Raw genomic sequence first — 12,443 nt, forward strand, 5'->3', positions numbered from 1 at the left:
CCGCCCCTCAGATCGATCGTCCCGGCGCGAGCGCGGGCGATTTCGCGCGTCCCTGCGCACGCAGGCCGACCGTCTCGGCCCTGCCGCGCGCGCCTTCGAACTCCCGCCGATACCAGCCGGTCGCGTGCTCGACCGCGGCGCGATTCAGCCTTTCCCCGGTGAAGGCGATGGCGAGCGTGCCGAAGGCGATGGCCAGATCGAGCCGCCAGGAGGCGTGGCGAATATACCAGACGTCGAGCGCGTTTTTCTCCTCGGGCGTGACCAGCGTTCCGCCCTTGATCTGCGCCCAGCCGGTGACGCCCGGCCGCACGCTGAGCCGCCGCCGCGGATCGGCCGGCTGATCGACAGGCAGCAGAGGGCGCGGGCCGATCAGCGACATATGGCCGATAATCACATTGTAGAGCTGCGGAATCTCGTCCAGCCGAGCGGCGCGGATGGCGCGGCCGATCCTCGACAGGCGCCGCTCCTTGGGCACGCGGCGGCCACGGCGGTCGAAGGGCGGCCGAAAAGTGCGGAACTTATAGACGAAGAAGCGCTCGCCATTGCGCCCCACCCGCTGCTGCCAGAAGACGATGGGCGCGCCGACGTCGATGAGGATGGCGCAAGCGACGATCAGCGCCATCGGCGCGGCGAAGACGAGCAGCAGGCTCGTCGCCAGAAGATCGATCACGCGCTTGGAGCCGAAATAACCCGGCATGTCGAAACGCCCGTCCGGCGGCCCTCCGAGCCGCGTCTCCGGCCGCGCCTGCCGCGGGGCGAGATTGAGCGCCTCCGCAATAGGGATGCAATCGCGGCCGCGCGCGTCGCATTGCGCGGCGACGTCCTTCAGCAGCTCGGCCGGCAAGGCCTCCTTGTCGTCGGCGAGCCACACCTCGTCGATCTCGACGCCATGCTCGGCATATTCGTCCAGCACCGCGCCGATGTCCTGCGGCAGGGCGACGATCGAGACGCCGCCGACCTTGCGCCCCACGAAGGAAGACCGCGCGTCCAGAGCGGCGACGATCTGCGTCGTCCGCGGCAGCTGATAGTCGATGAGCTCGATCGCCGCCGAGGCGAAGCGATCGACGCCGATCAGGATCACACGACGCAAGGCCGTGGACGGATCGGCGACGCTGGTCTCGAGCTCCCTGCGCCAGACCTCCCGGTGATGCAGCCGGCTCACCCCCCGGATCGCGACGAGGCCGGCGGCGAGCACGAGGACATAGATCAGCGGCGTGGAGCGCGGCACGCCCTCGAGGCGCGTGAGCGTGAAGAGAACCACGCTGCTCGCGGCGACGGCGCAGGCGGAGGCGACGCAAATGTCGATAGCGTCGCGCAGCGAGAAAAACTGCCCCATGCGGTCGCCGAGACGGAAGCCCCACATGACCAGCAGCGTGCAGGCGATGGAGAGAAAGGCGTAGCGAAAAGGCGCGGGAATGTCGCGCGTGAGATCGCCCGCCTCGAGCAGCTGAGGGTCGCGCAGGGCGAGGGCGATGAAAGGCGCCGCCGTAGCCCAGCCGATGTCGGCCAGCCGGAGGCGAAAGGCAGTCCCATCCCTCGATGCCGGCGACGCTACCCTCATATTGAAAATATTCCCAGCGCAAACAGATAGTTGCGGCCAAAAGTGGGCGCTCGATCTTGAGCATAGCCGAGATAATATGTCAACAATGGGGCGGCGGCGCTTCCACGCCTGCGTCAGCGCATGCAGAAAAGCGCGACGAAACGCGGCCCGTCGCGATTTCGTCGACGGACGATATGCTCTAGACTTGCGGCCCGTCGCGGCGGGATTCCCAGCGCGGCGAGGACCGGGCCGGTGAGATGACGATTTCGAGATTGACGCAATTTTTGGCTTTGGAGACCGGGCTTCCGACTGTCCTTCCTCCCAATCTGCGCATTTACGCCGTCGGCGACATTCACGGACGCGCCGATCTTCTCGACACGCTCGCGCGGCGGATCGAGGCGGAGCTCGACGCCGCGCCGACGGAGACGCTGACCATCTTCCTCGGCGATTACATCGACCGCGGGCTGCAATCCTCGACCGTGGTCGAATGGCTGAGCCGGCGCGATTTTCCGACGCCCTTCATCGCGCTGCGCGGCAATCACGAGGAGATTTTCATGCGCTTCCTCGAGGACGAGTCCGTGCTCGAGAACTGGCGCAAGTTCGGCGGCGTGGAGACGCTGCATTCCTATGGGGTGGACGTCTCCGCCGTCATGCGCGGCCGCAATTACGAGGAGGCGCGCCGCGCGCTGACGTCCCGGCTGCCGGATCACCATCTGCAATTCCTGCAGGAGACGAGGCTGACGGCGAGCTTCGGCGATTATTTCTTCTGCCATGCGGGCGTGAAGCCCGGGGTCCCGCTCGCCCAGCAGAAGGCGGAGGATCTGCTCTGGATCCGCGAGGCGTTTTTGAGCTTCGAAGGCCGCTGGGAAAAAATGATCGTCCACGGCCACACGCCGGTCTCCGAGCCGGATATTCAGCCCAATCGCATCAATGTCGACACGGGGGCTTTCGCGACCTCGGTGCTCACCGCCGTCGTGCTCGAGGGCGACAGCCGCCGCATGCTGTTCGCGGACCGCTTCTGACCGCGCCGCGAGCGATGCGCGAGCGCGCGAGGACGGCGTTCTGGCTCGATGCGCGCAGCCGCAAGCTCCGCGCCGCGGCGCAATTCCTCCGCCGGCGCTGGCCGCCGCTGCTCGGCGCGATATGTCTCGCGCTCCTCGCCGGCGCGGCGTTCCTGACCATGGCGACGCCGCGCTACACGGCCTCCGCGCAATTGCTGATCGAGATGCGGCCGAATCGCTCGATCGGCGCCGATGCGATCTTGGCCCATGCGCCGATCAATCGGCAGACGATGAAGAGCGACATCGCCGTCATAAGATCGGCCGCGCTGCTGCGGCGCGTCGTGGAGCGGGAGAGGCTCGCCGACGATCCCGAATTCGGCGCCGCCGCGCTCGACCGTTTGCGCAACGCCCTCTCCGTCGCCCAGCTGCGCTATTCGCCGGTGATAAAAATCGCCGTCACCGCGACCGATCCGACGAAAGCGGCGCGGCTCGCCGATGCGATCGCCGACGCCTTCGTGGTCGACAGGCTGGACACGCGGCTCGAGGCGGCGCGGCGCGCCTCCGCCTGGCTCGCCGAGCAGCTCGTCGCGCTGCAACGCCAATCGCGCGCCTCCGAGGAGGCGCTGGCGCAATTTCGCGCCGCCGCCGGCCCCTCCACGCCAGCGGAGCAGAAGTCCGCCATCGCGCAGCGCGCGGCGGAGGCGCGCGCGGAGGCGACCGAACGAAAGGCCCAAATAGAGCTCGGGCGGCAGCCCAGCCTCGGCGGAGCGCTCGACGAGCTTCGCCAGCGCGCCGACCAGCTCTCCCGTCGCGAGGCGGAGCTGCGCGCCCGCTATACGGCGGCGCATCCTTCTGTGATCGCGCTGCGCGCCGAGATCGCCGATGTCCAGCGCGCCATGGGCGCCGAGCGACGCCGCCTCGCGGCCGGCGCGCGCCAGGAGCTGGAGCTGGCGGAAAAAAGCAGCGAGGCCGCCGAGGCCGCGCTGCGCGAGATTTCCGCATCCGAGGCGCGCGGCAAGGAGCGGCTGGCGCGGCGAAACGAGCTGGAGCGCGCCGCCGCCGCCGATCGCAAGCTGCTCGACGAGACGATGCGCCGCGCGCGCCTGGTGGAGGAGCAAGCCAAATTCGAGCCGCGCGACGCGCGAATCATATCGCCGGCGCTCGCGCCGAGCGCCCCGTCCTGGCCCGACGCCGAGCAGACCCTGCTGATCGCGCTGGCGCTCGGCGCGATCCTCGGGCTCGGCGCCGCCTATGCCTGCGAATTGAAGGATACGGGATTCACGACGATCGCGCAGATCGAGACGACGCTCGCCCTGCCCCTGCTCGGCTCCATTCCCAAAATCGCATCGAGCGACCCCGCCCTCGTCGATCTCGTGCGCGCAAAACCCCTGTCGCGCGCCAGCGAGGCGCTCCGGGCGCTGCGCAGCGCCATCGCCATGAGCGATGTGGACGATCCGCCCAGGCTGATTCAGCTCGCCTCCGCCGTCCCCGGCGAAGGAACGACGACGATCGCCGCGGCGCTCGCCGCCTCCGCCGCGCAATCGGGCCTGCGCACGCTGCTGATCGACGCCGATCTGCGCCGCCGCGCCGCGTCGAAGCTCTTCCGCGCCGAGGAGAGGCCCGGCCTCGTCGAGCTGCTCATCGGCTCCGCGAGCCCGATCGCCGCGATCTTCTTCGACGAGACGCGGGGGCTGTGGGTTCTTCCGGCCGGCGGGGAGATACAGGCTCCCGCCGATCTTCTCGCCTCCGAGAAGATGAAAACGCTCCTGGCCGCGCTGCGCGGAAGCTTCGATCTCGTCATCGTCGACACGCCGCCGCTCGGCCCTGTCGTCGATCCGATCGTCGTCGCTGGCCTCGTCGATAAGACAATCGTCGTGATTCGCTGGGCCACGACGGCGCGCGAGACGGTCGCCCATGCGATCGAGCGGCTTCCCGATCGCGGCAGAATTGCGGGAGTCGCGCTCAATCTGGTGAGCGAGGCGAAGGCGCGCAAATACGGCCCCTACGCCTATTCGCCCTATGCGGGCGGAGGCGCCTTCGACGCCTATCATATCGAGTGAGACGCGCCGACGAGCGAGCTCCGCGGCGCGGCTTCTGTCAGGCCTCGGCGGCGGCTCTGCCGCGCGCCGGCGCGCCGCGCTTCTTCGCAGCGGCGGCGCCTTTCGCCGACGGCTTGCGGCCGAGACCCAGCGATTTGGCCAGAGCCGAGCGCTGCGCGGCGTAATTGGGCGCGACGATCGGATAATCGCTCTTCAGATCGAAGGCGGCGCGATACTCCTCCGGCGTCAGCTTGTGCTCGGCCTGAAGATGACGCTTCAAGGATTTGAACGGCTCGCCACAACAAAGGCAAGAAATCGCATCCGCCGTGACGGATTTCTTCACAGGAACGGCAGGCCGCCACTGCTTGGCCTCGCCCTCCGTTGCATTCGTCGTCTCGGCGTCGCCGCCGCCGAAGGCTTTTTTCACGGCCGCGATGACAGAGGGAAGATCGAGAGGCGCAACAGTATTATTCGAAAGATAGGAAGAGAGTATCTGCGCGACGAGCGCTTTGTCTTCGGCTTCGGACATGGCTTTTTCCTCCGCGGTCGAATCTTATCGATTGGAGCCGATATCGAAGTCGATTGCAATCGGCGACTTCCCGCGTCGAGAGATTCGGCCTCAGTAACAAGCTCAATTTCGATGATATAGGCCGCGGAACGTCGAATTGAAATAGAAACTCCGCCGAATATCGCCGCGGCGCAGCCACGCAACGAAGGAGACGCCACGCGACCGACAAAAAAAATCGCCCGATGTGTTTTCGTCATCGGGCGGCGGAACAGATCGTGCGTAGGGTGGATCAGAATGGTGGGCGCGACAGGGATTGAACCTGTGACCCCTACGATGTCAACGTAGTGCTCTCCCGCTGAGCTACGCGCCCCCGGCGCCGTTCGGATGCTTGCTCCGTCCAGCGCGAGTGACGCCCGTATAATGGCAGTCGGGCCGAGGCGCAAGCGCCCTTCGACAGTTTCCACGCTCTGTCGCAAAACCCCGGCCCCAGCTCGCCAAGCATTAAGATTTCCTTCCGCGAACAGCGGCTTTGGACGAAATAATTCATTTGCCTGAGACATCTTCGCCTCTTGCGGGCCTTGGAATTCATGTCACACTGACGTCGTCCTTCTGTCATCAACCAAAGGAGGCGCCGTATGTCGCTACAGACCCATCTCGTCGAGCTCGAACGCCGCCATCAGGCGCTCAAGAAAGAGATCGATCAGGTTCAGCACCATCCCCGATACGACGATTCGAAGCTCCACGAATTGAAGCGCAAAAAGCTTCAGCTCAAGGACGAGATCAACAAGCTGCGGCAGGGCGTCAGCCTGCACTGAGCAGATTGCGATAGAGGTCTAGCGTCGAGGCGGAGAGCTGCTCTCCGCCTTTTTTTGTGGCGGGGGACGGCGCCCAGGCCGATGCGGGCGCCCGGCTTGCTTCGCGGCGTCTATGGTCGCAGAATTTTCTGCCATAGCGAGAGCCGAGAATCCCCATGCCCCCTTCCCCGCGCTATCGCGCCGAGACCCTCCACGCCACGCTCGGCGACGGCTTCTTCGACCCTGTGGAGCCCGCGCGCTTTCCGCAGCACATATTGCGCTATCGCAATCAGCGCTGGGCGGCGCGCGTCGGCCTGGACACGCTGACGGAAGAGGAATGGATCGCCCATCTCGGCCGTTTCGAGCCGCTGCCCGGCGGCTTTCCGCAGCCGCTGGCGCTGCGCTATCACGGCCATCAGTTCCGCACCTATAATCCCGACATAGGCGACGGCCGCGGCTTTCTGTTCACGCAGCTGCGCGACGCCGGGGACGGACGCCTGCTCGATCTCGGCACAAAGGGCTCGGGCCGCACGCCCTGGTCGCGCCAGGGCGACGGCAAGCTCACGCTGAAGGGCGGCGTGCGCGAGATTCTCGCCACGGAGATGCTGGAGGCGCAGGGCGTCGACACCTCCAAGAGCTTCAGCCTGATCGAGACCGGCGAGCCGCTCTATCGCGGCGACGAGCCCTCGCCGACGCGCTCCAGCGTGCTGGTGCGGCTCTCCCATTCGCATATTCGCATCGGCACGTTTCAGCGCCTCGCCCATCTCGACGATAGCGAAGCGCTCGGACGGCTCATCGACTATTGCGTCGCCAATTATTTTCCCGAGCTGGCCGGCGAGGAAAGCCGCGCCGGCGCTTTTCTGGAGCGCGTCGTGGCGCGGGTGGCGCGGCTCGGGGCGCGCTATATGGCCGCAGGCTTCGTCCATGGCGTGCTCAACTCGGACAATATCAACATCACCGGCGAGAGCTTCGACTATGGGCCGTGGCGCTTCGCGCCGCGCTATGATCCGCAATTCACCGCGGCCTATTTCGACGACAGCGGGCTCTATTCCTTCGGCCGTCAGCCGGGCGCGCTCGGCTGGAATCTCACGCGCCTCGCGGAGACCATTCTGCCGCATGTCGGGCTGCAGCGCGCCGAGCAGATTCTCGGCGGCTTTCAGGCCGTCATCCAGCGCGAGTTCCAGCTCGCTCTGCTCGACCGCCTCGGCCTGCTGCCGGCGGACGATCCCGAGCAGGACGCCGCGCTCGCCAAAGGATTGCTGGAATTTCTCGGCAAGACGCAGGCGCCTTTCGAGCAGACCTTCTTCGATTGGCGCGGCGGCATGGCGAGCCGCGAGCGCGCCGCCGCGAGCCCGGAGGCCGCCGCCTATGACGCGCCGGAATTCCAAGGGCTGCGCGCGGCGCTCGCCGCGCATGAGACATCGCCCGCCGCCAATCTCGACCATCCCTATTTTCGTCGCCCCGTCCCCTGCACTATGCTGATCGAAGAGGTCGAATCGATCTGGGCGCATATCGCGGAGCGCGACGATTGGAGCGCGCTCGCCGACAAGGTCGCGCAGATCGCTTCGATGCGCGAAGCCTATGCGCCGGCGTCTGCCGGGGGATGACATTCGGAAAATGAAGCGCTCGCTATGCGTCTCTCTGTTTCTCGCTCTTTCGAGCGCCGCCGCCGCCAAAAATCTGCTGATCGACAAAGTCCCGCCGAGCGGGGCCTGCTTCTTCCGTCGCTATGACGAAGCGCATCTGCGCGCGCATCCCGGCCAGACCGTCGTCTCCGTGCGGCTGTCGCTGCAGCGCGAGCTCGCCACGACGCCGGAGGACGCGCGCGATCTGCGCATCGAGCTTCGCCACAAGGGCCATGGCAAGCCCTTCTATGTCGTCGGCGGCTGCGTTTGGAGCGAGGAGGCCAATCGCGACGTCTCCGGCGCCCGCCTCGTCCGCTCCTTCCGCAAGGACGCCGCCGCCCGATGCATGGCGCGCGGCGGCCTCGGCGGATCGGCCGAGGAAGGCGGCGAATTTCCCATCGATCTCGCCGAGGATGGCGCTTCGGTCACGCTCTACCTGGACGAGGGCGTGAGCGGCTGGCGCGGCCCGGACCAGAAGAAGAAATCCGTCTATCTGGAGCTGACGCGCCAGAACCGCGTCTTCGAGCTGGAGCGCGTCGATCCGGCCGCCTGCGTGGAGCTGGACAAGTCGATCGCGGTCGATTGAGACGGAAGATTCGCGGGAAGGCGTCGCCGCCTTCTCATTAGGACTTGAAGATGAACATGATGCGAGGCGATAATCCTCGCGTCACGACTCGCCGCCGAGCGGCGCTCGGGCAGGTTGGCGAATGGTGGATGAGCTGAACGAAGCCGAACGCGATGCGATCCGGCAAGAAGTCGAGCGGCTGAGGCTCGAGCACAAGGACCTCGAGGATGCGATCGACGCCCTTCTCGCGGTCGGCGCCGTGGACCAGCTGCAAATTCAGCGGCTGAAGAAACGAAAATTGCTGCTGCGCGATCGCCTGGCGTTTCTAGAGGATCAGCTCACGCCCGACATCATCGCCTGATGCGGGCGAAAGCGGCGCTACTTCCACATTCGGAGGCCGACCGCCACGGCGAGCGAGACAATGGCGACGATCGCGAGGACCGCCACGAGCCTTACGGTTTCCTTGCTATCCTGGGCGCTCCCCATACGGTCCTCCGCCGTTCTTTTTTCAATTTTGGCGAGCCTATGCCTGTCCTAGAGAGATACAATATGCCGAGATGCGGCGGAACAGCGCAGCAGGTTCCCGACTCGGACAGCATTTGCGCCGCCCGAGGCTTCAATCATCCTATATTACACGTTTAGCGCCGGACGGCCAAAACCTCCCGCCGCCGGCGGGCGATTTTCTTTTTGAAATCTCCGCCGCTCCACCGCCGTTGACACGCAAGGCGGAAGAGGCTCCCCTCTGCGCGGCGACGCCGAGCACGAGCGACATCTCGATCTTTCGGCGGATCGGAGGCGCGCATCATGGGTCGTAACGAGCGGGGCCGCAAAATATTTCTGGCGGTCCATCGCTACATCGGCCTTTTCGCCGGCGCGGTTTTCGTCCTCATCGGGCTCAGCGGCGGCCTGCTCGCCTTTCGCGAGGATATCGACGAATGGCTGAACGCTCCGCTCATGCGCGTCGAGCCGCCGACGCCGGCCGTCATGCGTCCGCTCGACGAAATTCTCGCGGCGGCGACCGCGGCCATGCCGGCGGAGAGCCGCCCCGAGCGCATCACTCTGCCGCGTCATGCGAAAGCTGCGGCGGTCATCGCCTATATGATCGAGACCGACGATCTCGACAGCTCGTTCCGACAGATTTTCGTCGATCCCTACCGCGCCGAAGTGACCGGCGACCGCTTGCTCGCGCATGGCGACGATGTTTTCGCGCAGCCGTTCGTGCAGATCGTCATGGCCTTTCATTGGACGCTGCTGCTCGGCGTGAACAACGCCTATCTCATCGGCTGTCTCGGAATTGCGCTCTTCGTCTCGATCATGCTCGGACTCTCTCTCTGGCTGCCGCGCAATGGCGATTGGCGGATGGGGCTGACGATCAAATGGGGCGCGAGCCGCGAGCGCATCGTCTATGACGCGCATCGCAGCGTCAGCGCCTATTTCGCCATTCTGCTGCTGGCGACGCTCGCCACCGGAATCGCGATGATCTTCAAGCCGGCCACGCATTCGCTGGCGACGCTGATCTCGCCCGTGCGGCCCGAGCCGGACTTTGGACGATCGACGCCGATCGACGGCCGCGCGCCCATCGGTCTCGATGCAGCCGTCGCCAGCGCGGACAGGATTTTCCCGGAAGGTCGGCTGCATTGGATTCTGCTGCCGAGCGGCGACGATGGCGTCTATGTCGTCGGCAAGCAGTCGGAAAGCGAGCCCAACCGCGCCAAGACATTCCGCAATGTCGGCGTCGATCGTTACAGCGGAAGCGTGCTGCAGATTCAGGACCGCGACGATTTCACCGCGGGCGAGAGGCTGCTCGAATGGCTGTTCCCGCTGCATTGCGGCGAGGCTTTCGGCCTTCCCGGCCGCGCGCTGGTCGCGCTGACCGGGCTCGCGCCGCTCGCCCTCTATGTGACCGGGTTCCTGCGGTGGCGGCAGAAACGCCGCGCTCGGCGTAAATAGATCACTGACCGACAGAGATCGGCATGGCGATCTTGTCCTCCTCGCCCTTGCCTTCGCCGAAAGCGAGCTCGAGGAGATATTTGCCCTTGTGATCGACCGAGGATTCCAAGGTCACGAAGCCGGCCGGATGCGGCTTCGAAGGGACAGAGGTCAATAGCTCGAGGCCGCCTTTGGCGTCGCTCTTGTAGAAGGCGAGCGCGACGGATTGGCTCCGCACATCCTTCTCCATCAGCGTGACGGAGAAGATCACCTTGCCGGTGCCCGGCACACGATCGCAATATTCGTCATATTTGCTGAGGTCGGTGGTGGGGCCGCCGGCGCTGCTGTCCGAATCCCCGAGGAAATAGGTGGTCAGCCGCGCCGAATAGAAATCGCTGACCTTGAGGCAGTTGGCCATCGTGCGATCGCCCGCCTTGACCGCCGGCCGATAGAGATGCGCGTCCAGAAAATCATTCCAATAGAGGCTGAAGGACGGCCCCCAGAGCGAATAGGTGAAAGCGGCCGCATTGCCGGCGGCGATCGCCACGACGGCGAGGAACAACAACAGATTCATCCGGCCGTTGGGACTCATCGCGGCGGCTTCCTTTCCCTTAAGCTGCGCTCGATCGGCGCTATTGCGGCCGCACCTCGAACTCCCAGGCGCCGCTGACGAGATGGCCGTCGGCAGATAGCGCGCGGTAGCGGACCGTATATTTGCCCGGGCCGAGCGGATTGACGCCGACCGAGACATGGGCCGGATCGGCGCGATCGATCGCGGCGTCGCGCTTGTCGACCCGCTCGCCGGAGGCGGCGATCACCGCCAGCGCCGCGAAAGCGTCCCTTATGCCGGCGTCATACCAGACATCGACCTTGCCGATGTTTCCGGGCGCGACGCCATCCTGCGCCGGCGAAGTGCGCACGACGATGGCGTGAGCCCATGCGCGCGGCGAGGCGAGACAGACAGCGAGGCCGAGCAGGAGAAGCGCGGCGCAGCGCGGCGCGACGGCGGTTCGACGAGAAGCGCGATGAGGAGCGGCGGCGGGAAGGTTCATGGTTTCCGTTTTGTCGTGCGTCCCGTGATGCTAAGCGCCCTCTCGGGCGTGAGCAAGGCGCTCGCGCCGCCACCGATTGTGCGACGCAGCGAGCGCGCCGGCCCGCCTCGGCCCTATCCGCTTCGGCCTTGTCTCGGCCGGGCTGATATGCACTATTTCAGCTTCTTGCATACGTCGCCGTGTCACGAAGCGTCAAGAGAGACGATGGCGAAGGAGAGATGATGAGAATAACGCCTTCGCCCTTCGCCCTGCTCCTCGCCATTCTCGTCCTTCTCGGCGGCGGGGCTGCCGCGCGAGCGCATACGGCGGACATTTCCAGCAGCCGCATCGTGCCGGAAGGAGGCGGCCGCTATCGCCTCGACGTCGGCTTTCTCGGCGCCGATATCGAGCGCATGTTCGCCGAGAGCAAGCCGAGCGCCGCCGATGTCGATCTGACCGAGCCCGGCGTGATCGAGGCGATGATCGGCAAATTCATCCAGAGCCGCGTCGCCCTGCGGAACGAGGCTGGCGAAACCTGCCCGAGCGAGATCGTCTCGGTGGGCTCGGACCCCGCCAATCCGCGCGATTCCAAGGTCGTGCTGCGCCTCGAGTGCAGCGCCGTCGCGGGACAGATCTTCTACGATCCCTATCGGCTGCTGGAGGCGCAGGGACGCCGCGCGAAGCATCTCGTCGGCATAGGCGAGCGCGACGCCGACGAGCGCCTCACCGAGGCGCAGCGTCTCGGCGCGGAGCCGGCGCCCGGCGAGGCGATGGTCTTCCCCGGCGACGCGCCGATCGATCTCTCCAAGCCGCTGCTGACGCCCTGGCAGCTGGCGCCGAAATTCTTCGCCGCCGGGATCGAGCACATAATGACCGGCTACGATCATTTGTGCTTCCTCATCGCGGTGATGCTGTGGGCGACGCGCGTCTTGCCGGTCGTGAAGCTGGTGACCGCCTTCACCGTCTCGCATTCGGTGACGCTGTCGCTGGCGGCGCTCGGCCTCGTCGATCTGCCGAGCCGCTGGGTGGAGATCGCGATCGCGCTGTCGATCATTTATGTCGCGGTCGAGAATTTCTTCACCTGCAAGGTGGAAGGCCGCTGGCGCGACACTTTCGTCTTCGGCTTCATCCATGGATTCGGCTTTGCGAGCGGGCTCATCGAGATCGGCGTGCCGCAGCGCGCCCTGGTGCCGGCGCTGGCGAGCTTCAATCTCGGCGTCGAGGCGGGGCAGATCGGCGTGGTGCTGGTCGCGCTGCCGCTGCTTTTGGCGATCGACCGATTTTTCACCCATGGGCTGCGCGATCCGCGCCTCGTGCGCGCCGTCTCCGCCGTCATCGCCTGCTTCGGCGCCTATTGGCTGGCCGAGCGCATTTTCGGCGTCGGCTGAGGCCCCGCGACCAATGCGCGCAT

The 12,443-nt window shown here is 66.1% G+C and carries 12 protein-coding genes and 1 tRNA gene; 8 read left to right on the forward strand and 5 right to left on the reverse strand.

All coding sequences use genetic code 11. The features are described 5' to 3' along the window. Positions 1–7 precede the first annotated feature (7 nt). A complete protein-coding gene (locus ACT53T_RS17295) occupies positions 8–1,561 on the reverse strand; it encodes a sugar transferase (RefSeq protein ID WP_476162172.1) in 1,554 nt (517 codons plus the stop codon). Positions 1,562–1,812: 251 nt separating this feature from the next. Here ACT53T_RS17295 and ACT53T_RS17300 point away from each other — a divergent pair, with 251 nt between their 5' ends. Together ACT53T_RS17300 and ACT53T_RS17305 are read left to right on the forward strand one after the other, a co-directional pair. Further along, entirely contained in the window at positions 1,813–2,562 is a 750-nt protein-coding gene (locus tag ACT53T_RS17300) for a metallophosphoesterase family protein (RefSeq protein ID WP_476162173.1), read from the forward strand. A gap of 14 nt (positions 2,563–2,576) precedes the next feature. Continuing rightward, complete coding sequence (locus tag ACT53T_RS17305) at positions 2,577–4,601, forward strand: GumC family protein (protein ID WP_476162174.1); 2,025 nt, start codon at positions 2,577–2,579, stop codon at positions 4,599–4,601. A 37-nt stretch (positions 4,602–4,638) separates the two neighbouring features. Here the strand turns inward: ACT53T_RS17305 and ACT53T_RS17310 are convergent, their stop codons facing one another. Both ACT53T_RS17310 and ACT53T_RS17315 read right to left on the reverse strand, forming a co-directional pair. Beyond that, on the reverse strand, positions 4,639–5,109 hold the full coding sequence (locus ACT53T_RS17310) for a Ros/MucR family transcriptional regulator (RefSeq protein WP_476162175.1): 471 nt from the start codon (positions 5,107–5,109) through the stop codon (positions 4,639–4,641). A gap of 274 nt (positions 5,110–5,383) precedes the next feature. Then, positions 5,384–5,458 (reverse strand) — tRNA-Val (locus ACT53T_RS17315). A 265-nt stretch (positions 5,459–5,723) separates the two neighbouring features. On the opposite strand from ACT53T_RS17315, the gene ACT53T_RS17320 reads away from it, so the two are divergent. The 5 genes from ACT53T_RS17320 (at position 5,724) to ACT53T_RS17340 (ending at position 10,022) form a co-directional block, all read left to right on the forward strand. Further along, positions 5,724–5,903, forward strand: a complete 180-nt coding sequence (locus ACT53T_RS17320; RefSeq protein ID WP_024880096.1) for a YdcH family protein — start codon at positions 5,724–5,726, stop codon at positions 5,901–5,903. A 155-nt stretch (positions 5,904–6,058) separates the two neighbouring features. Then, on the forward strand, positions 6,059–7,489 hold the full coding sequence (locus ACT53T_RS17325) for a protein adenylyltransferase SelO (RefSeq protein ID WP_476162176.1): 1,431 nt from the start codon (positions 6,059–6,061) through the stop codon (positions 7,487–7,489). A 10-nt stretch (positions 7,490–7,499) separates the two neighbouring features. After that, positions 7,500–8,093, forward strand: coding sequence for a hypothetical protein (locus tag ACT53T_RS17330; RefSeq protein ID WP_476162177.1), 594 nt, complete (start codon positions 7,500–7,502; stop codon positions 8,091–8,093). Between the two features lie 121 nt (positions 8,094–8,214). After that, the gene (locus ACT53T_RS17335; RefSeq protein ID WP_018265231.1) at positions 8,215–8,433 is read left to right on the forward strand and encodes a YdcH family protein; all 219 of its coding nucleotides are present in this window, start codon (positions 8,215–8,217) and stop codon (positions 8,431–8,433) included. 443 nt (positions 8,434–8,876) lie between these two features. Next, entirely contained in the window at positions 8,877–10,022 is a 1,146-nt protein-coding gene (locus ACT53T_RS17340; protein ID WP_476162178.1) for a PepSY-associated TM helix domain-containing protein, read from the forward strand. 1 nt (position 10,023) lies between these two features. Here the strand turns inward: ACT53T_RS17340 and ACT53T_RS17345 are convergent, their stop codons facing one another. After that, positions 10,024–10,593 (reverse strand): hypothetical protein, encoded by a 570-nt coding sequence (locus ACT53T_RS17345; RefSeq protein ID WP_476162179.1) that lies wholly within the window; start codon positions 10,591–10,593, stop codon positions 10,024–10,026. Between the two features lie 40 nt (positions 10,594–10,633). Further along, positions 10,634–11,053: a copper resistance CopC family protein gene (locus tag ACT53T_RS17350; RefSeq protein WP_400767614.1), complete on the reverse strand. Its 420-nt coding sequence runs from the start codon at positions 11,051–11,053 to the stop codon at positions 10,634–10,636. A 218-nt stretch (positions 11,054–11,271) separates the two neighbouring features. Here ACT53T_RS17350 and ACT53T_RS17355 point away from each other — a divergent pair, with 218 nt between their 5' ends. Beyond that, positions 11,272–12,420 carry a HupE/UreJ family protein gene (locus ACT53T_RS17355; RefSeq protein WP_476162180.1) on the forward strand — a complete coding sequence of 383 codons (1,149 nt, stop codon included), beginning with the start codon at positions 11,272–11,274 and terminating at the stop codon, positions 12,418–12,420. Positions 12,421–12,443: the final 23 nt, after the last annotated feature.

It is taken from the genome of Methylosinus sp. DMC45 (assembly GCF_056313885.1).

Excerpts from the sequence above, each read along its gene's own strand:
- ACT53T_RS17295 (WP_476162172.1), bottom strand. The coding sequence starts at position 1,561 with ATGAGGGTAGCGTCGCCGGCATCGAGGGATGGGACTGCCTTTCGCCTC.
- ACT53T_RS17305 (WP_476162174.1), top strand. The coding sequence starts at position 2,577 with ATGCGCGAGCGCGCGAGGACGGCGTTCTGGCTCGATGCGCGCAGCCGC.
- ACT53T_RS17310 (WP_476162175.1), bottom strand. The coding sequence starts at position 5,109 with ATGTCCGAAGCCGAAGACAAAGCGCTCGTCGCGCAGATACTCTCTTCC.
- ACT53T_RS17320 (WP_024880096.1), top strand. The coding sequence starts at position 5,724 with ATGTCGCTACAGACCCATCTCGTCGAGCTCGAACGCCGCCATCAGGCG.
- ACT53T_RS17325 (WP_476162176.1), top strand. The coding sequence starts at position 6,059 with ATGCCCCCTTCCCCGCGCTATCGCGCCGAGACCCTCCACGCCACGCTC.
- ACT53T_RS17330 (WP_476162177.1), top strand. The coding sequence starts at position 7,500 with ATGAAGCGCTCGCTATGCGTCTCTCTGTTTCTCGCTCTTTCGAGCGCC.
- ACT53T_RS17335 (WP_018265231.1), top strand. The coding sequence starts at position 8,215 with ATGGTGGATGAGCTGAACGAAGCCGAACGCGATGCGATCCGGCAAGAA.
- ACT53T_RS17340 (WP_476162178.1), top strand. The coding sequence starts at position 8,877 with ATGGGTCGTAACGAGCGGGGCCGCAAAATATTTCTGGCGGTCCATCGC.
- ACT53T_RS17345 (WP_476162179.1), bottom strand. The coding sequence starts at position 10,593 with ATGAGTCCCAACGGCCGGATGAATCTGTTGTTGTTCCTCGCCGTCGTG.
- ACT53T_RS17350 (WP_400767614.1), bottom strand. The coding sequence starts at position 11,053 with ATGAACCTTCCCGCCGCCGCTCCTCATCGCGCTTCTCGTCGAACCGCC.
- ACT53T_RS17355 (WP_476162180.1), top strand. The coding sequence starts at position 11,272 with ATGATGAGAATAACGCCTTCGCCCTTCGCCCTGCTCCTCGCCATTCTC.